We start from the raw sequence: 19,294 nt of genomic DNA, 5'->3' as shown, positions 1-19,294 counted from the left end.
AATGAAACTAAAAATTATTGGTATAGGCTTGCTGTGCTTTTTTTACGGCTTGCGAGCGAATGCCCAAAATACTGTGGCTCAGGTAGACACCAGTGCTTACCTCATCGATAAAGATGTGCTGATTACGTCAAAACAAGGCGTTACGCTTTCCGCTGTCGTGGTCAGAAAGAAAAGCAATCCGGCAAAGCTTCCGGCCGCTTTATTATTTTTCATTTATACCAATATAAAACGGAGCCTTTCTGAGGCGATGGATGCGGCCGATCGCGGCTATGTTGGTATTGTTGCCGATACCCGTGGTAAACGGCTTAGTCAGGATAAAATAGAACCTTATGAGCATGAAGTGGAGGATGTAAACACCGTAATTGACTGGATCATCCAACAGCCCTGGAGCGATGGAAGGGTCGGGATGTATGGTGGAAGTTATTCGGGTTTTGCGCAGTGGGCAGCAACCAAGCATTTGCACCCGGCACTGAAAACCATTGTCCCCTATGTGGCCGCCATACCCGGACTTGGGTTGCCAATGGAAAATAATATCTTTCAGACGGCAAATTACCAGTGGGCTTTTTATGTTACCGGAAACCGGTTTACCGATGACGCGGTAAATGAAGACCGCCAGCGTTGGCGAAATATGAGAGAGAAATGGTGGCTTAGCGGAGCGGCCTATAACCGCATGGATAGCATAGATGGACAGCCAAACCCATTTTTGCAGAAATGGCTAAGCCACCCCGATTATGATGGCTATTGGCAGGCGATGGTTCCCTATAAAAATGACTTTTCTAAAATTAACATCCCTGTGCTGAGCATTACGGGTTATTATGACGATGGACAAGTATCCGCAATGGAATACTTTAAGGAACATTACCGCTACAATCCCCATGCACAGCATTATTTAATCATTGGTCCTTACGACCATTTCGGTGCGCAGAAAGGAGGAACGCCTATCCTGCGGGGCTACAAGGTCGATCCGGTGTCACTGATCAATACCAGGGAGATTACCTTTAAGTGGTTCGATTACATCTTAAAAGGCGGACCAAGGCCGGAGCTGATCCAGGACCGGGTAAATTATCAGACCATGGGTACAAACCGGTGGAGGCACGCATCCTCACTTGCGCATATGGAAAGCAGGGAGGTGAAGTTTTACCTGACCAATCCTGTTGGAAAAGATTTCTTACTGTCCGGGATAAAGCCTAAAAAGGTAAATTACAATAAGCAGGTAGTTGATTTAGCTGACAGGACGCAATATTACAATGACTATTACCCTGATCCCATTATAAAAAAGGAGCTCGACCGCAGCAACGGATTGTTTTTCTTTAGCAAGCCCTTTGAGCAGGCGGTAACGGTCAGCGGAAACTTTGAGGGGCAACTCCAGGCCATCATCAATAAAAAAGACATGGATGTGGGATTGATTTTATATGAACTCACATCATCGGGAGATTACTTTCAGCTTTCTTACTACCTCGGCCGGGCAAGCTATGCGCAGGATAGGAGTAAACGTAAACTGCTCGTTCCGGGCAAGCTCGAACAGATACCTTTTAGCCGTTCAAGGGTTTTTAGCAAAAAGCTGGCTAAGGGCAGTCGTTTGGTTGTCGCGCTTAACATCAATAAAAACCCGTTTGCGGAAATTAACTATGGAAGCGGTAAGGTCGTAAGCCAGGAAAACATTCATGATGCGGGAGAACCCCTTAAGATAAAATGGTCAACGGATAGCTATATAAAACTCGGCATCTCTAAGGAAAAATAAAATCTTTTGTGAATTTACCGAAGATGACATTACCATTTGTAAAAAAGCAAAAGTATTCCGCTAATTCAATATTTCTTACATGGTATTAAGTTTCTGATCGGCATACCGATTAAGGTAAATATCAGATAATTTATAGAATATTTGTATATTGTTGTCGTGATTACTATATTTGTGACAACAATTAAATATATGGATCATGAGACTACTGACATTTGCATCACTACAGGTAAAAAATTTAGAGGCATCAAAAGACTTCTATGAAAAAAAACTAGGCTTTGAAATTGGTGAAACGAACCCGCAGGCCTGCGTTTTCAAATACAATCAGGGAGAGGCCAGTTTTGCTATCCGCACCCCGCTTGAACCTCTTGAAGGAAAAGAGTTAGGCACCGGCGTTGCGCTGTGGTTTGCCGTTGATAAACATGTAGACGCACTGAAAGAGGAATTTACAGCCAATGGCATTACAACAGCCGGACCGATTATAGAAACACCCTTTGGCAGGGCTTTCCATGTTAAGGATCTTGATGGTTATAAACTTACTTTCCTGAACGCTAAATAAAAACAGGTTTTTAGCAATTTTCAGGCAAAACCCAACTGAATAATTTTTAAAGCCAAATAGTAAGTTCGAGATAAAACGGAATGATTTTGACCTGATTTCTTCACAGATGCAACAAACAGACGATGAGCAAAAAAATTGAATTTCATTTTAAAAAGCCTGAAGACAGTCCGGGTTACCTTCTTGGTCAGCTGACCATGTTGTGGCAAAGGAGGTTAAAGCGTGTGTTAGATCCTCTAGATCTGACGCACACGCAGTTTGCCTTACTCTGTGCATTAGCCTGGCTTTCGGGAGAAAGCAGTACAGTCACGCAAATTGATATTGCCAACCAGAGTAATGCTGACAGGATGATGGTATCTAAAGTATTGAGAACCCTGGAAGATAAAAAATTTATTACCCGACACGGGCACCCTACGGATACCAGGGCTAAAACAATAAGACTTACGGCTACCGGGGAGACGATCCTGCAAAAAGCCATTATCAGTGTAGAAACTGCCGATCTGGAATTTTTTGTCGGCCTCGGAGCAAACCTAAAAACCTTTAATTCAAATGTGGCAAACCTTATTGAGCAGAATAATAAAGAAATATGAAATGTTCTGTAGGGCAAGTGGTTCAATTCAATCGGGATATTTTTCCAGTTTGTATAAAATATCTTTTAAAACGCATGCAGCGGAAGCATAAATTACGGATCAGGTTATTCTGATGAAATAATATGATTGTATTCATCAAATAAACGAGATCGCTTTATGTTAGCTGGTAAAGTTGATATGACTTTTCATCAGTTTATTATCAGTTGATGCATCTGAAAATATCCATATTTTCGATATATTTTTCTGATTTTAACCTATATCTTTGGATGGCCAAAGAAAAATTAACCCATGAACAACCTCGATGAAATCGACCTCGCCCTGCTGAAACTGCTGGCAGCCAACTCAAAACATACGACCAAGGAACTGGCCAAACTGGTCAACCTTTCCGCCTCGCCCGTATTCGAGCGAGTAAGAAGGCTGGAGAACAGTGGGTACATCAAAAAATACATCGCTATCCTTGACGCAGAGAAGTTCGACCACGGGTTTATCGTTTTCTGCAACATCCGGCTCAAGCAGCATGACAAAAAGATCGGCCACAATTTTGTGAGCGACATCCTGAAAATCGATGAGGTGGTGGAATGCTACAACATTTCCGGCGACTACGATTTCATTCTGAAGGTCTATGCCAGGGACATGAAGCATTACCAGGATTTCGTTTTCAACAAGCTCGGTTCAGTAGATAGTATCGGAAGTACGCACAGTACCTTCGTCATGGCCGAGATCAAGAACACGCACAACATCAGTATATAACCGGCACGGGGCGGCCGTCGCTTCCGATGGCCACCAGCGTAAAGGCCCCGCTCACCACCTTTTCACGGTATTCTTCTCCCATCTTTTCCAGGTATACCGAAACGGTCACCTCCAGGCTGGTATGGCCCACACGGGTAACCCTGCCTACCAGCTCTACGAGCGTGCCGGCCGGAATGGGCTTTTCAAAATCGATCTTTCCGCTGCTCACTAGTACAAAGTTTCGCCTGCTGAAACGTGTTGCTGTGATGAAAGCGGTTTCGGTCATCATCATCAAAATCCTTCCGCCGAACATCGTGTTGTGGTGGTTGGTGGTCTCGGGAAACACCACTTTGAACACATGGGTTTCGGACTGTTCAGTTTTTTCTGCTATGTTCATCATCTGTTTTTTGATGGTCATCTGTTGTGTCGCCACCTGAACCGCTGAATAGCCTCAGCATGACTACCCGCGGCAATCTGTGCGAAGGCCTGGCGGAGCACAGGGATGATGAAAGGTAGTTCCAGGTGGTGGGCAAGAGCCGTTACGATCGGTTCGAGTTCATTTGCCCGGCGCTTTGGTACGGCGTTCCCACCGAACAGCCAATTTGCACCCAGCTTTGAAGGGAGATGGTCGCTGAGGTATGGCCTTGCCGGCTCTATCCCTGCCACGCCAAGTATGCCCAAAAGCGAGAGGTAATTAAAGGTAATGGCCTTTTTACAGCGCAGCTGCATGTTCATGGCGGCGTACAGCCTATCAAAAATATGTGAAGGTGATCCGCCTTCTGATAGTGCACTTGCAGGGAAAAGTTCCCGGTGGCCTCCCGCATTTATTACCCAAGAGATATAGGTCTGGATATCGCCGGCCGTTTTCATCGCTTTATAGCTTCCAAAGGAAACGTATTTGTGTGCCCTGGCCATGTTCCCATACCGCGATAGTTCAGGCTGATTTTCCACTAGCCAACCTGCAAAGGCAACAGGATCCGCACTGGCATTTTCCCATGTCCATCCGTCGCCCATTCCAGGGCCAAGATAGACCTTTTCCATAAGGTCCCAGTGATGCTTCGGATGCCTTCCGAAATAGCTTGATAGGAATAGCAGCCAACAAGCTTCTCCTGTATCCCTGCGAAGGTTGCAGGCAAAAGCGAGGGCAAGGGGATCAAAGCCGGCAATGTCCGGGCTTCCCTTCTTCAAGGCGGGTGTACTGCGCCCGGTTTCAAAAATGCCGACAAAGGAATTGGCAATACCAGCCACAAGGGATGAAAAATAATCCATCCGCTCCAAATGGGAAATAAGGGGCAGCTTCGGATTGTCCTGACCAAAGCTTGCCAGTTTTTCGCGGACATCCTCCTTTTGGACGGCACAGACGCTAGTCTCTACCATAGTATTTTTCACCCAGCTTTATCTTTTCCCTTCCGTTCTCCAACCTCCATTTGTTGGTGTCCCTGAGCGAATACGCACATCCGCAGTATTCCTGCATATAGAATTCCTCAGCCTTGCTGATTTCCAGCATGCGTGAGGATCCCCCTGCCTTGCGCCAGTTATAGGTCCAATAAGTGATACCTTCATAGTGGAATGCCGCCCTGATGCCCGAACCGTTGATCTGCTCCATGTTTTTCCAGCGCGATATGCCCAGCGAACTTGAGATCACATCAAAGCCGTTTTCAAAGGCGTAAAGGGCCGTGCGCTCAAAGCGCATGTCAAAGCACATCGTGCAGCGTATCCCGCGTTCAGGTTCCATGTCCATCCCCTTTGCTCTTTCAAACCAGTTGTCCACGTCATAGTCCGCATCGATGAAGGGGATATTGTGCTTCTTCGCAAAGCGGATATTCTCTTGCTTGCGCAGTTCGTACTCTTTTTTTGGGTGGATGTTGGGATTGTGGAAGAAGATGCTGAAATCTATTTCGGATGCAATGATGGCCTCCATCACCTCTCCCGAACAGGGTGCGCAGCAGGAATGCAGCAGCAGTTTTTTTCCGCCATGCGGCAGTTCCAATTTTTCTCTTTTAAAGCTCATTTCAAACGTTTTTTTGACCAACGGGTCCAAAATTTTATTTACAGTTGCCGGCCGGCTTATTAACGCAATGCCGCTGGAGAGAAGATCTTGGAAAAAAATAGGAAAAGGCGGGGCCACACGAATCACACAGGGAAATGTACCACATAGGAAACAACCACCTTTCAGACCAAAAGCTTCAGACCGCGAAAGCATCGTCCATTCGGAACAGGCAGGTCTCCTGGCTTGTAACAGTTCTCATCACCCTTCCCATTCATATTAGAACAGTGGATATGCTTAATGAAAACCTTGTTTGTTACTTACAGTTGCGCGACAGCTCGTGATTTGCACACGATTCCCTATTAATCTGCAGTTAAGCAAAACCTTTCCGATTGATGTTATGCAAAGAACAGCGACGTAAGGTAAAAAAAAATCAAGAATTATAGACCTAATTTTTATCCGTTCCAAAATGGATAATCAATATACCCCTGTTCCCCGCCCCCGAACATGGTTGCCCTGTCTGGCTTGCCTAGCGCGGCATTTTTTTCAAAGCGCTCGGGCAGGTCGGGGTTGGCGATGTACAAGTTCCCAAAGGAAACAAGTGCCGCAATACCTTTTTCAAGTTCAGATTCGGCGGAATCCCTATCATAGCCTCCATTTGCAATAACCCTCTGGCGGATCTTCCTGCCAAAGAACGCAATCTCGTCTTCACAGACATAATGTTCAGGTGAAGGGAAATGTGGGCTGCGCCGCATGAGTTCCACATAGGCAAAATCCAGTTTGTTCAGTTCTTCGATCAGGTGGGTATAGCTAGCTACGGGGTCCTCCAATACGATATCGCCATAGGGATGGAATGGGGATATTTTAATGCCCACTTTTTCACCTCCTGCTACACTGATCAATTCCTGCATCACCTCCACTGTGAAGCGGGTATTATTAGGGATACTGCCGCCATAATTGTCCGTCCTCTGGTTGGCACTTTCAGCCAGGAACTGGCTGGGCAGATAGCCGTTGGCCGCGTGGAGCTGGACTCCGTCAAAGCATGCCACCATAGCATTTTTTGCGGCCTGGCCAAAGTCTTTTATCGTCTGCATGATCTCCATGGTGGACATTTCCCGGGGGATCTCAAAATCTTTCATGCCTTGGGAGGTATAATGCCGCATCCCCCGGATGGGCAGGGGTGATGGTGCAATAGGGAGCTTCCCATTCCTGTCTATAGAATGCCCAATACGGCCGGTGTGCCAAAGCTGGGCTACAATAACGCCACCGCTATCATGTACCGCAGTGGTTACCTTCTTCCATGCTGCTATTTGCTCTTTGGTGAAAATACCCGGCGTGAGCGGACTGCCGGTGGCCTCTTCACTGATCCTGATGGACTCGGTAAAGAGCAGACCTGCACTTGCCCGCTGGGCATAGTATTCTGCTGTTATATCACCCACCAGGCCATTGCTGTCAGTACGGCCCCTGGTCATCGCTGCCATGGCCATTCTATTTTTTAAGCTGGCATTACCCAGTTGTATTTTTTCTAAAAGTTTCATGTTGCTGTTTTTATCCCCTGTATTGGAGATGATGCCTCTTTTCGCCTAGCCATCCCCTGGGCGATGATACTGGCGGCAATCAGTTGAAGGGCATGATAAAGCATGAGCGGCAACAATATGATGCCGGTGATGGTACTGTGCTGAAAAAGCACTTTTGACATGACCGTGCCGTGAACCAGTGATTTTTTGGATCCGCAGAACAAAACCGTGATGCGGTCTTCAGCAGAAAAGCCAAACAAGCGGCTGAGCAGTCCAACGCAAAAGAACACCGCAAAAAACAGGGCAATCATCGCCGCTGCAAGTCCGGCAAGTTCAAGGGCACTGAAGCCATCAAAAAGATGCTCGGAGAATGACTTACAGAACGAGGTATAAATGATGGTGAGGATAACCGCCTGATCGAAATATTTAAGCTGTTTTTTATACTTCTCGGCAATGGCGCCAAAACGGGCGTTGAGGCTGATGCCGATGATGACCGGTAACAGGACCTGAAATACCAGTTTGATCACGATAGCAGAAACATCGAAACCACCGGTTGCTGAAGCGATGAACAGCCCGATCCAGACCGGCGTGACCACTACCCCGATCAGACTTGAAATGCTCGCATTGAAAATGGCGGCCGGGATGTTGCCCTTGGCAATGGAAACCATGACCACCGAAGAGGAAACCGTAGACGGCAGGGCTGCCAGAAAAAATACACCCAGCCAGAGCAGCTCATAATCAGTGCCAATAAACAGGGGGCGAGATGCCAAAACGAGGAGTGGGAAGAACAAAAAGGTTGTCAACTGGACAACAATATGCATTTTCCAGTTGGAAAGTCCGGCTTTTAATTTCTCTACACTCAAACGCAGTCCATAAAACAGGAAAATCAGCGATACGCCTGCGTTAGCAATCTCCTCGAGCGAAACGGGTTCTTTAACAAGGCCCGGCTGCGGCAGAAAATAGGCCAGCAGGATCATGGTGGCTATCATCAGCAGGAAACCGTCGAAACCTACCTTGTTCAATAATGCGAATAACTTTTTCAATTTGATTTTAATATATTTCTATTGCTCAGAAAAATTACATCCCAAATTCTTTCCGTATGATTTCAGCCCCTGCGCTTAACGCACGCAGCTTACCGTTTGCCACGTTTCGGGACAAGGGTGCCATACCGCAGTTTGTAGAGGGGTAGAGGTTTTCGATATCGACAAACGCAAGCGTTCTGCGCAGCGTATCCGCTACTTCTTCTGGTGTTTCAATCGTATTGGATGCCACATCGATTGCGCCTACCATTACTTTTTTACCACGTACAAGTTCAATCAGGTCCAATGGCACATGCGAGTTATGGCATTCCAGGGACACGATATCGATATTTGATTTCTGGATCTTAGGGAAGATTTCTTCGTATTGGCGCCACTCTGAACCCAGTGTTTTTTTCCAGTCATTATTGGCTTTTATGCCATAACCGTAGCACACATGCACTGCCGTTTCGCAGGTTAAACCTTCACTGGCCCTTTCCAGCGCTGCCATTCCCCAATCGTTTACCTCATCAAAGAATACGTTAAATGCCGGTTCATCAAACTGGATAATGTCCACCCCTGCATCCTGCAATTCCCTGGCTTCCTCATTGAGTAGTTTTGCAAATTCCCAGGCCAGTTTTTCCCGGCTTTTGTAATGGGCATCATACAGGGTATCTACCATGGTCATCGGTCCCGGTAATGCCCATTTGATCGGTTTATCCGTCAGTGTACGCAAAAACTTGGCATCCTTAACAAAAACTGCCTTTTGACGGGCAACCTCACCTACCACAACAGGAACACTGGCATCATAACGGTCACGGATTTTTACGACCTTACGGTTTTCAAAATCTACACCACTTAAATGCTCGATAAAAGTCGTTACGAAGTGTTGGCGTGTCTGCTCTCCATCACTGATGATATCCACCCCTGCCAGATGCTGTTCCTGCAGCGCAATACGCAAGGCATCCTGTTTCCCTTCAATCAGCTCATCGCCCTCTAATTTCCAGGGTGACCAGAGTTTTTCGGGTGGTGCAAGCCAGGCAGGTTTGGGCAAACTTCCCACAATTGAGGTTGGTAATAGTTTTTTCATTGTTGTTCCTTTTTTTATGATTGATTAACTAACGAATTCAGCAGTCCATTGCTCAAGAATATCCTGGTAAGGTTTGATGAAATGCTCTTCCGCATATTTACCCTGTTCAATAGCCAGTCGGCTCCGCTCTTCGCGGTCATATACCACGCGGGTCAGTGAATAATCTTCGTGCTTAAGACTAGGTTGATAGATTTTCCCTGCCACAGCATTTGCATTGTAGATTTCAGGGCGATAAATCTTCTGGAAAGTCTCCATCGTGCTGATCGAGCTGATCAGTCCAAGATCAGTATAATCAGCAAGCAGATCTCCGGAATGGTAAAAAGCCATCGGTGCCACACTGTTCGGAGGCATGAAAAAACGAACTTTTAAACCCATTTTAGAGAAATATTCATCAGTGATAGAATACTGATCCTGCAGATACTCAAAGCCCAGAACGGGATGCTGATAATCAGTGCGTGTATAAGTTCTGTTGCCAGATACACTCAGACAAATGATCGGTGACATTTTAAAATGTTCTTTATAAGTGGCTGAATTCACAAAGCACTTATAAAGTTTTCCGTGCAGATCACCAAAATTTTCAGGAATAGAGAAATTGGGTTTATCTTTATTGTACTCGGTCAATAAAATACTGAAATCATAATCCCGGACATAAGAGGAAAAATTATTTCCGGCGATACCTTCGATACGCTGGTTAGTTTTCCGGTCGAAAATATTCGTTTTTAAAACTTCGATCAACGGCAGGTTGTTGATGCCATTCTTATCATCAATACGCATCGTTACGGTGATGATTTCAAGTGCTACAAGGTAACGGTCAGCTCTGGGATTATCCAAATGGGCCAATGCATTGAACCGGTTGTTGATCATATTTAAGGCATTGCGTAAGTTTTGCTGACGATTGTCTCCCCTGGCCAGGTTTGCAAAATTGGTTGTCAGACGCGTTTGACTAGAGGGGTGATAGTTTTCATCTAAACAAGTGCTCTCCAGCTTGAATGCAAAATCATACTTGAAGGTATCCCGGGTGTTTTCCATACATTTCTTTTCGTTAATTCTTGAGTGTTCTGGTTGATCGCTTTTTATAGCATTATAAACAGTTAATTCATCCTGCAAATCTTAAAATAAAAGATGATTCAAACGGATTTATCTTAAAATCAGATAATTGTTCTTTTAATGGATGTTTTGTAGATAATTATTCTTTTTCTTGTTGCTAAGATTCTATAAAACAGATAATTTTTCTCTTTCAGTTTCAGGTATCGGATATTTCGAAGGTTGATCAAACAGAAAATTAGACTTTTCCGATTCGGTTCAAACAGCCCGTCAATAATCTTCATGAATCCTGAATAGAGAATAACAGCTAGTCATTTTATTTCAGAAATCCCGGATTCTTTCAAGCCTTTAATAATATGGGGAAAGGTTAGCCACTACAAAAAAATCATAAGATCTGATTAAAGCGATGGGTGCCGAAGCGGCAGATGTGGCTTATGTGAATGCCGGAGACTACCCCGGTTGCCTGATGGAGACGAATAATATGCAAAAAGCCTGGCGGAGCAATTCAGCTCACAGACGAATATAATTTTACAGATAAGCGCCTGCGCGTTTGGGAGATTAATTATCCGTTTAACCATAAAGAACGTTTCTACATTGAAGCATCAACAGGTGAACTGGCCAAACGGATCAATGACTCTGGCTTATATGAAGGGTACAGCTTCGTCTTATTCCATAAACACCATGATATATTATACAAAAAAAGCGGAAGACTTTTTCAAATCTTCCGCTTTGCGGAATGGACGCGACTCGAACCAATCTCATATATCTTTGAAAATAAGTGCTTTAAATCACACTAAAGCGAGATGCTCACTATATGCTTATCATTTTTTTGCAATTATTTGACTGTAATTGACTATTGAAAGATAGGGATTAATTTGCATAATTTACTTATTATCAGCTAGTATATAAGCTAGAGATAGAAAGCTTCCATGTTTCTTTTCCTATTAGTCACCAAGATGATTCTAAGGCAACTAACAGGAAAGAGAAAAACGTATCAGACCAAACGATAAGTAAATCCAGGTTGGACAGTTGTTTAGAAGTCGAACGAGCGACCATTTCACCTGAAATATCCATCTATTTGAGCTAATGAAATTCCAATATCCGTTACCAAAATTAAAGCTTTCTAAATTTTTAAAGTTCGCTCATTAATAAATATTAATATAAACAGCTAACAGTAAAATAATCAGTTCTCCATAATTGGCTAGTTCAAATCGCTCCCTGTCATCTTGTAAAGCTTATTAAATAGTCTCTTCAACAAAGAGCTTTCCTCTGTAATTATATCTGCCTCTGCCTGCATTCCATTTTTCAGTAAAATCTTTTGTACAGGGTGTTTATTTTCAATTTGGTCAAAAGAAATTTTTCCGATAAAGACACTATCTCTATACGCAACATCTGATATATAGCTGAGATGCCCTCTAATCAATCCATATTCCTGATATGGAAAACTTTTAAGCTTAATCAATGCCCGTTCACCTTTACGAATTTTCCCCATATTATATTGCGGAATTTCCACCTCGCCAAAAAAAATGCTATTTCCTGGATTAATTATGAAAACTTCTTGATTTAAGGCCACGTTCTGATTCTGCTGAATAATTCCTGCGAAGCTAAGCTTTCCTGAGATTGAAGCCGAAAGTATATGTTGCATCATCCAGTTATCGGTTTCATTAATAAGGCGATTGACGCTTTGAAGAAACTTTGACTTCTCATCCAAAATAACATGCTGTATTTCAAGCAACTCCTTCTTTTTTGAATTGTAATTTGAGTTATTAATTAAGATCGAGCTCTCAACATCTTCCAATGGAGATTTTGAACTTAGGAATTTGTTCTCCTGGGCTAAAAACTCACTTCTAGAGATGACTTTATTTTTATAAAGCTGTTTATAGGCTTGATACTCCTGTTCCTGATTTATATATTCCAGCTTTTTGATTTCTTTTTGTGCCAATATGGGCTGTTTTTGCAAATTGATATTTAACAGATCCTTTTTAAGATAATCCATTTTATCCTGATGATATCCCCCTTTGAGCGTAGAAAAATAATTCATACTTTCTTGAAAAAGATCTTGATAGCTAGCCTGGACCTCTCCCAAATTCAAGGTGGATGGAATAGTCTCTGTAATTTGAATGTTGGCAAGCAACTTCTTTTTGAGATCTCTTAAATAATTGCTGATAAAACGAATATCATCTGGATTTGCGGTGCTTTCCAAATAAGCAAGTGGTTGACCTACCTTAACCATTTGTCCCTCTGTAACGAGTAAACGAACTAATTTTCCATTTTGTCTGGCTATTACCGTTTTCGGCGCATTAAGCGAATTGATTTTGAGATTTGTTGTAACTACATCAGGATATTTTAAAAATCCAGAAAAGATAACAACACCTAGTAATATTGAAAAAACCAGCGTAATTCCCCAGCGTAATATCCATGAAGGCACCGCAGTGATGATCTCATGTACTTCTTCACTATTGATCTGTTCACTAAAGTTTTGTGATGGCATGTTATTCTCTATTTTATTGTTATTTAGCGTCTTAAATTATGCTCCCAGTTCCAGTTGATTCTGCACAAGTCTGAAATAATCCCCCCTATTCTGCGTGAGTTCTGCATGAGTCCCTTGTTCAATTACCCTGCCTTTTTCCAAAACAATTATATTGTCAGCATTCTTAACTGTACTTAATCTGTGAGCGACCACAACTACTGTTCTCCCTTTAAAAAAGGTTTCAAGATTTTCCATAATTACCTTTTCATTATTAGCATCTAAAGCATTGGTAGCCTCATCGAAGAAAATGTATTCAGGATTTTTATACACCGCACGAGCAATTAGTATACGCTGACGCTGCCCTTGGCTTATCCCGTTCCCCTCTGGTCCAATCTTGGTATTCAATCCCATGGGTAAACCTTCAATAAAATCAGATATATTGGCTACCGTAACAGCATTCTGAAGTTTGGCCACGTCAGGATATTCATCACCAACTGCAATATTTTTTGCAATGGTGTCAGAAAAAATAAATCCGTCTTGCATAACTACACCACAAAGGCTCCTCCACATCTTAAAACTGATATTTTCAAGAGGCATATTCCCCACTCTTAACTCACCATTCGATGGTGAATAAAATCGTAAAAGCAGCTTAAGGATAGTGGTTTTTCCACTACCGCTCATACCTACAATAGCAGTTGTTTTTCCTTCTGGAATATAAATATTAATGTCTGTCAGCACATTTTCGTTGGCTGCACTAGGGTAAGAAAAATTCAATTTCGAGAGGCTTATTCCCTTCTCGAATGGTAGTTCATGGATAAACTCTATTCCTAATGGCTCTTCATCGTCCATTGCGTGAATCTCATTTAGTCGTTCAATACTAATCTTTGCATCCTGTAGCTGCTGAATAAATCCCACCAATTGCTCAATGGGACTGTTAAGCTGGCCCACAACATACTGAATTGCCATCATGGCTCCCAAAGTCAGCTGTCCCTCAATTACCGCCTTTGCAACGATAAAGGTGATTAATATATTTTTACCTTCGTTAATAAATGATGATCCGGCCTGCTGTATTTGACCAAGTGAAAGGCTTTTTACACTAAACCGAAACAGCCCTGTCTGCAACCTTTCCCATTCCCAACGCTTCTGTTGTTCACAATTATTCAATTTGATTTCTTGCATACCACTAATCAACTGAACAACAAGACTTTGGTTTTTAGCGGAGATATCAAACCTCTTGAAATCCAACTCCCGTCTACGACGGAGAAAAAGAATAATCCAAATTCCATATAAAATACTACTTACTGCAAATACGATAAAGATAGTATAGTCATAAAATGCTAAAACTGCGCCAAAAATCACAAAGTTAAACATTGAAAACACCGTATTAAGCGTCGAACCCGTTAGAAAACTCTCAATACGCTTCTGATCGTTCATACGTTGAAGAATATCTCCGGTCATTTTAGTATCAAAGAAAGAAACGGGAAGTTTCATCAGTTTGATTAAGAAATCGGTCAATATAGAAATATTGATTCGGGTACTTATATGTAATAATATCCATGACCGAATAAAATCAACACTGGTCCTGCCGATGAAAAGCATGATTTGCGCGATTAGGATTACATATATAAAATTTAAGTTTCTTGTGTTTATTCCAACATCAACTATCGATTGCGTTAGAAAGGGTAATATAAGTTGTAAAAGACTTCCCACCCCAAGTCCAACCAAAAGTTGGATGACTAATCGTCTATACAAATAGAGATATCTGAAAAAAAAACTAAAATTGGATTTTACAATTTTGTCATCCTCCTGCTCATAAAATAATGGTGTAGGTTTCATTACAAGGGAAAGCCCTTTTTGCCTTCCTTCGTCTTTCCCAATCCAGCTGTCAACAAAATCATCTTTACTATGAGTAATGAGGCCTATTACGGGATCTGCAATAAGTACCTTTTCATTTTTCTTTATTTCATAAACCACAACAAAGTGCTTCTGTTGCCAGTGTACGATGCACGGTAAAGGGATTTCTTTCAATTGTTCAAAGCTAATACGAACGCCTTGGGTTTGAAAACCAATCTTCTCTGCAGCCTGGCTTAACCCTAACAGTGAGACGCCAGCCTTATTAATCGAACTTAGGCCTCTTAAAAACTGTAAACTGTATCGTTTGCCGTAAAACTTGCTGATCATTCTCAGGCAGGTTGGACCACAGTCCATCAAATCATGCTGTATATAGTAGGGGTATCTCACTTTATTTCTTTATTTAAAAATCTTAATCTAGCCAACTTGCTTTTATAATGTTGATGTAACAAGTCATAAACGACCATTTCCTTTTTTCGTTGATTGTTCATAAACAATCTGTTCAAAAACATATGGATGTAGCTATTAATCTGATAATCAAAATCGCTTGATAAAACAACGGATTCAAGAAGTTTCGCAACTTGAATGCTTCTATTCCGAAAAAGAGGCTCAGGAAGATTCAGAGTCTCCTCTTCTAGTATTTGTTCTATTTCCGAGCGGAGCTTCCTGTATTTTATTTTGAAAGCATTGGTTTGATTTTTTTTTATACCAAATTCTAACTTGAAAGCCTGCTGCCAACTATCTGTCAGACTCATCCGTTTTTCCAAACTAATTCCAAAATCTTCCAAAAGTTTGTCCACCCCCTTTATTGCTACAACCCAATCCTTAATACCTATCGCTAGACACTCCGTGACCAGTGAGCTATCTTCGAAAAACAAACGCTCAGACCCCTCTATCGCCCCATAACTGTACCTTTCCAACTCGCGATTGTAAGTATCTATTTTAAAAGATCTTAACTTTCCTGCTTCCAAATATTCTTCTACCGCCACTGATAAGGCACGAAGCGCTACACCATGTTGATCACCAACAATATGAAATCTAAGTCTTAAATGATATTCCGGATCGTTGTAGCGAATAAAAAACCAATAGTCAATAACACCAGTTTTTATTAACTTTTCCGTCAGCGGACGTAAGATGTGTCCAAGTATTTTGTTCGAAATCTTCGGCGAACAATAAAGCTTAAAATACATCCATTCACTTCCAGGTACAAAGTTCCGTTTATTTACCGCGATGTTGATTTTCTTTTCAAAAGAGAACTCAGTTTTTCCATTTTTATAAAAAGGTATTATCAAATCATTGGTAAAACAGGACTTGGCCTTTGAAAGTAGAAATCCTTCCTTATGAAATAAATTTTCTTCTAGACGAACCGAAGATTTTTTTTTAGTCAGCTGCAATAAAATTTCCAATGAATACTCGTTTAGTAAATCGATAGGCATTTCGTAATCTTCTTCACGTATGGTAACATAGCGCGGTATTTTTCGCTCATCGAAAAAATTGCTAACATGGTTCATTGAAACATTTCTTGCCTCTGTTAATACTTGGAGATCAGATTTCTCCAAACCCCAACTTTCCCTTGATAGTATAACGTTTCCGTACTCAACTCTTGGTAAATATGACATACTTCCAAGAAAACCCCAGTCCCAATAGAGATCACCACTACTCCCTTGATATTGCAGATCACAAAGAAATCGATAATAGGAAATCGTATTTTGGGTGTAATTATGAGCCGTACTAAGTCGTGGGATCACTCTTTTTCCGTACTTTTTCGAACGTATCAAAAGTTTTCCATTTACAACCGAAAGCATCAAATCCCTTAACGGAATTTGTTCTCCACCAGCAATATTGGAGGACAAAATTGGAATATTGTAATCATAAAAACGCGGGTGTTTTGAGATATTACCAGCACGAGGCTGATTAATATGAAGTATTTCAGCGAAAATAACATTTTCGTCTGCCCTTTCCACCTCAACAGCTTTGATCGCATCTTCTCTAATTTGCTTATCCAGATAGCAAAACCGACTGATGAGATCTATAGAAGATGGACCGCTTGTTAGTACGTGTAGCAACTTAAAGTTCTTCCTATCTAGGTTCTGGTTTGGCCCGTGAAACAGTTTACATACTGAATAAGCTGTTTGTGGTAATTTATTAATATAGCCAGCATTTGGTAGTGCATCTGATTCAGTAAGTTCTATAACCTGATCGCCATTTTTTATAGCTTCCGTGTACTTTTCAAGTAGCTTCTTCTGCCATGGAGTCCATTTAAAGGTGGGATAATGTTGAGTAATAGTAGTAGAAGGTATGCCCGAGAGTAATTCACTGGCATCTTGACTCAAATCTATGCGATATGGATAGCCAATCCCCATTTCAGAATCCAGTGCCTCTAACAGAGGAACCTCACCATATTCATATCTGTCAAAAAAAACACGAGCGAATCTTTCAAGTTCAGATTTTTCAGGCTTTGTTTTAATTTTTTCCAAAAAACTCAATGCCTCAAAAAGTGCTTCGGGTACATCACGATCTATTTGAAGCTGCTCAAAGTCCCGCAACATATCTACCTGGAAAATAAATCTTTTGTCTATTTCTATCCCCAAGCTTTCAACTTCTAACATCAACTTCTTGTAATAGGGAACCGCATCAAATGACTCTAATGATGATCCGTTGATATCAGTCAGTAAAGACACAATACGATGAATAATTTGAAAATGCGGGTGCTTGGCTTGTTTTAGAATAGCAGCAATCCGGTTTAGTTCATTTTCACTTTCTGGAGAAAGTTCTAACTCGCTTAGCAGTATCTTTGCTCGAATAAGCTCGTCCACATATTCCGTTGCCTCATCCACATCGATTCCACTTTCAGTAAGAGTTTCGCATATGGATCCATAACAAATTCCCTTCTCAGCTTTTAAAATTATCTCATCTAAAAACTCCGTCCTGTCGACACTAACCAATTCATGATTTCGACCACTACCTAAGTTAATGTATTCTAAATAACGTAGTTTATTTCCAAGTTCGCTTCGGGTATTGTTGGAAAAGAATTTTAAAAATTGGTTAACCTTTCCTTCCCCTAATAAAAACTCGACATAACGATTTAAAAAAGTCGTATCAAGCCTACAAAATCTTTTATCAGTACCATGTGTTTTAAACTCTGTTTGGGTTCGGTCACAATAAGTACCATGACTAACTCCAGCGCTTATGCCGAACGGAGTGGATCTATAAGACATCCTACTGATGTATTTTCGCAATGTGTCCAAAACTTTATCACTATCTGATATACTGCAGTTTCCTTCAAGCCACTTTAGCATTCTCTCATAGAAATCTGGAGAAGATAAAAAAATAGCCTCCCTAAGTAAATCATGTTTTTTGACCAGGGTATTAATTTCGGTTGCGCCAAGATTTTGGATGCTCTCATATGGTAATAATGGACTTCTCATCAAAAAGAAACCATTATACTTTAATTTACTCATTCTACTGTACTCTTAATTTAAAAGAAAAATTCTATCCCAATCTTGTCCTTCTGGCTTGAGGAAGGAGAGCAATACTAGACCTGCCCCGACAATTCCGTTTAGTAAACCAAGATCTACTTCTGTAAGCTCTGATTTATTCAATTTATCATAAGTGGCGAGATTTGCTTCAACATTGATGATCGTATGTTCCATCCAGTAATGCATTTGATTAAACATCTCTATCTCCCCAGTTAAATGATAGATTTTATTAAACTGATGTGCTATACCACTTGTGCCGTGACAAAAACCTATATCCATCAAGCCTGTATTTTTATTAATAGCAATCCCAGAATTATGCACTGTGCGCTTTTTTAGTGCATTTATTGTTAAATAAATTTCATGCTTCCATTTTTTGTTCGGATATACTTGATCAATGGCTAGAAATGCCAAGGTAACTCCTAAATCGCCATAACACCATGCGAGTCTGCTTCCAGCTGTTGTTTCTGCGCCAGGCCTTACACTGGTAGAAAAACGTGAATAATAGCTTTCGCTAGCAGAAGACGCTATCCAATTTGCAATTGACACAGACATTTTATTTGACTGTTTCTGATTTTCTGTGGCCCATTTCAACAAGAAAACTAATATCCCTGGCAGTCCATGTGCAAGACCAAGATTTACAATTCCTTCTTTTTTGTAGTCTGGATCAATCCAGTAACACCCATCATCTTCCCAAATAGCAGTTTGGCATAGTATATCAATTGCCCTTTCTATTCGTCCGGCATCTTGACTACCTATTTCAATTAGCGCAATTATTTTTCCTATGTAACCATATAGCAAGTCATAATTATTTCTTTTGATATCAATATCAAGCGACCGCTTAAATGCATTTCCCATATCAGCATCAAAGACATCCATTTCCTCTGCTGAAAGTATCCCAAGATTCTTTAAATGAGCAAATATCCACATCATTCCTGCTATTCCATCAGCCAGATTAAATGATTGAGAAGCGTTATTGAATGCGTGTATCGACCGGCCTAGATGCTCATAGATAAGATTAAGTACTTTCTCATCCTTTGTTATAACATAATAATGGCTTTGATATAGAGCTGCACCTAATTCACCTTCAAACAAACCTGTCTTTGTGTAGGTAGCATGATATTCAGAAAGCAAAGTTGAAATTCTTGGTAATATGTCGCTTATGCGTTTTTTAATATCAGTATTTGAATCAGACATACTGATTTTGCTTTTGAGAGCGTCGTTATTCAT

The 19,294-nt window shown here is 41.5% G+C and carries 15 protein-coding genes and 1 riboswitch; of the genes, 4 read left to right on the top strand and 11 right to left on the bottom strand.

Annotation, left to right across the window (positions count from 1 at the left end; genetic code table 11):
* The first annotated feature begins 1 nt into the window (after position 1).
* From OQ267_RS00225 to OQ267_RS00210, 4 genes are all read left to right on the top strand, one after another.
* Entirely contained in the window at positions 2-1,741 is a 1,740-nt protein-coding gene (locus OQ267_RS00225; RefSeq protein ID WP_265834470.1) for a CocE/NonD family hydrolase, read from the top strand.
* A gap of 196 nt (positions 1,742-1,937) precedes the next feature.
* Entirely contained in the window at positions 1,938-2,297 is a 360-nt protein-coding gene (locus tag OQ267_RS00220) for a VOC family protein (RefSeq protein WP_265834469.1), read from the top strand.
* A 122-nt stretch (positions 2,298-2,419) separates the two neighbouring features.
* Positions 2,420-2,884 (top strand): MarR family winged helix-turn-helix transcriptional regulator, encoded by a 465-nt coding sequence (locus OQ267_RS00215; RefSeq protein ID WP_265834468.1) that lies wholly within the window; start codon positions 2,420-2,422, stop codon positions 2,882-2,884.
* A gap of 288 nt (positions 2,885-3,172) precedes the next feature.
* Complete coding sequence (locus tag OQ267_RS00210; RefSeq protein WP_088299571.1) at positions 3,173-3,634, top strand: Lrp/AsnC family transcriptional regulator; 462 nt, start codon at positions 3,173-3,175, stop codon at positions 3,632-3,634.
* Here OQ267_RS00210 and OQ267_RS00205 read toward each other — a convergent pair.
* The 11 genes from OQ267_RS00205 to OQ267_RS00155 form a co-directional block, all read right to left on the bottom strand.
* Entirely contained in the window at positions 3,624-4,031 is a 408-nt protein-coding gene (locus OQ267_RS00205) for an acyl-CoA thioesterase (RefSeq protein ID WP_253248936.1), read from the bottom strand. The genes OQ267_RS00210 and OQ267_RS00205 overlap by 11 nt on opposite strands.
* The gene (locus OQ267_RS00200) at positions 4,028-4,990 is read right to left on the bottom strand and encodes a hypothetical protein (RefSeq protein ID WP_265834467.1); all 963 of its coding nucleotides are present in this window, start codon (positions 4,988-4,990) and stop codon (positions 4,028-4,030) included. Before OQ267_RS00200 ends, OQ267_RS00205 begins: the two co-directional genes overlap by 4 nt.
* Positions 4,977-5,624, bottom strand: a complete 648-nt coding sequence (locus OQ267_RS00195; protein WP_265834466.1) for an epoxyqueuosine reductase QueH — start codon at positions 5,622-5,624, stop codon at positions 4,977-4,979. Before OQ267_RS00195 ends, OQ267_RS00200 begins: the two co-directional genes overlap by 14 nt.
* A 189-nt stretch (positions 5,625-5,813) precedes the next feature.
* A riboswitch (cobalamin riboswitch) is annotated at positions 5,814-6,003 on the bottom strand.
* A 52-nt stretch (positions 6,004-6,055) separates the two neighbouring features.
* The gene (locus OQ267_RS00190) at positions 6,056-7,138 is read right to left on the bottom strand and encodes an alkene reductase (RefSeq protein ID WP_265834465.1); all 1,083 of its coding nucleotides are present in this window, start codon (positions 7,136-7,138) and stop codon (positions 6,056-6,058) included.
* Entirely contained in the window at positions 7,135-8,160 is a 1,026-nt protein-coding gene (locus tag OQ267_RS00185) for a bile acid:sodium symporter family protein (protein WP_265834464.1), read from the bottom strand. The genes OQ267_RS00190 and OQ267_RS00185 overlap by 4 nt, the downstream gene beginning before the upstream one ends.
* A 34-nt stretch (positions 8,161-8,194) precedes the next feature.
* A complete protein-coding gene (locus tag OQ267_RS00180; RefSeq protein WP_265834463.1) occupies positions 8,195-9,223 on the bottom strand; it encodes a methionine synthase in 1,029 nt (342 codons plus the stop codon).
* Between the two features lie 24 nt (positions 9,224-9,247).
* Positions 9,248-10,252 carry a DUF1852 domain-containing protein gene (locus tag OQ267_RS00175; RefSeq protein ID WP_265834461.1) on the bottom strand — a complete coding sequence of 335 codons (1,005 nt, stop codon included), beginning with the start codon at positions 10,250-10,252 and terminating at the stop codon, positions 9,248-9,250.
* 1,216 nt (positions 10,253-11,468) lie between these two features.
* Positions 11,469-12,758 (bottom strand): HlyD family efflux transporter periplasmic adaptor subunit, encoded by a 1,290-nt coding sequence (locus tag OQ267_RS00170; RefSeq protein ID WP_265834460.1) that lies wholly within the window; start codon positions 12,756-12,758, stop codon positions 11,469-11,471.
* A 36-nt stretch (positions 12,759-12,794) separates the two neighbouring features.
* A complete protein-coding gene (locus OQ267_RS00165; RefSeq protein WP_265834459.1) occupies positions 12,795-14,978 on the bottom strand; it encodes a peptidase domain-containing ABC transporter in 2,184 nt (727 codons plus the stop codon).
* Positions 14,975-18,049, bottom strand: a complete 3,075-nt coding sequence (locus OQ267_RS00160; protein WP_265834458.1) for a lantibiotic dehydratase — start codon at positions 18,047-18,049, stop codon at positions 14,975-14,977. The genes OQ267_RS00165 and OQ267_RS00160 overlap by 4 nt, the downstream gene beginning before the upstream one ends.
* A gap of 12 nt (positions 18,050-18,061) precedes the next feature.
* Positions 18,062-19,294 (bottom strand): lanthionine synthetase LanC family protein, encoded by a 1,233-nt coding sequence (locus OQ267_RS00155; RefSeq protein WP_265834457.1) that lies wholly within the window; start codon positions 19,292-19,294, stop codon positions 18,062-18,064.

The sequence above is a fragment of the Pedobacter sp. MR22-3 genome (genome assembly GCF_026240075.1).
Lineage (GTDB): Bacteria > Bacteroidota > Bacteroidia > Sphingobacteriales > Sphingobacteriaceae > Pedobacter.
The sequence above is the reverse complement of the archived record's forward strand: the minus strand, read 5'-3'. Positions and strand labels throughout refer to the sequence as shown.

Excerpts from the sequence above, each read along its gene's own strand:
- OQ267_RS00225 (WP_265834470.1), top strand. The coding sequence starts at position 2 with ATGAAACTAAAAATTATTGGTATAGGCTTGCTGTGCTTTTTTTACGGC.
- OQ267_RS00220 (WP_265834469.1), top strand. The coding sequence starts at position 1,938 with ATGAGACTACTGACATTTGCATCACTACAGGTAAAAAATTTAGAGGCA.
- OQ267_RS00215 (WP_265834468.1), top strand. The coding sequence starts at position 2,420 with ATGAGCAAAAAAATTGAATTTCATTTTAAAAAGCCTGAAGACAGTCCG.
- OQ267_RS00210 (WP_088299571.1), top strand. The coding sequence starts at position 3,173 with ATGAACAACCTCGATGAAATCGACCTCGCCCTGCTGAAACTGCTGGCA.
- OQ267_RS00205 (WP_253248936.1), bottom strand. The coding sequence starts at position 4,031 with ATGACCATCAAAAAACAGATGATGAACATAGCAGAAAAAACTGAACAG.
- OQ267_RS00200 (WP_265834467.1), bottom strand. The coding sequence starts at position 4,990 with ATGGTAGAGACTAGCGTCTGTGCCGTCCAAAAGGAGGATGTCCGCGAA.
- OQ267_RS00195 (WP_265834466.1), bottom strand. The coding sequence starts at position 5,624 with ATGAGCTTTAAAAGAGAAAAATTGGAACTGCCGCATGGCGGAAAAAAA.
- OQ267_RS00190 (WP_265834465.1), bottom strand. The coding sequence starts at position 7,138 with ATGAAACTTTTAGAAAAAATACAACTGGGTAATGCCAGCTTAAAAAAT.
- OQ267_RS00180 (WP_265834463.1), bottom strand. The coding sequence starts at position 9,223 with ATGAAAAAACTATTACCAACCTCAATTGTGGGAAGTTTGCCCAAACCT.
- OQ267_RS00175 (WP_265834461.1), bottom strand. The coding sequence starts at position 10,252 with ATGGAAAACACCCGGGATACCTTCAAGTATGATTTTGCATTCAAGCTG.
- OQ267_RS00170 (WP_265834460.1), bottom strand. The coding sequence starts at position 12,758 with ATGCCATCACAAAACTTTAGTGAACAGATCAATAGTGAAGAAGTACAT.
- OQ267_RS00160 (WP_265834458.1), bottom strand. The coding sequence starts at position 18,049 with ATGAGTAAATTAAAGTATAATGGTTTCTTTTTGATGAGAAGTCCATTA.
- OQ267_RS00155 (WP_265834457.1), bottom strand. The coding sequence starts at position 19,294 with ATGAATAACGACGCTCTCAAAAGCAAAATCAGTATGTCTGATTCAAAT.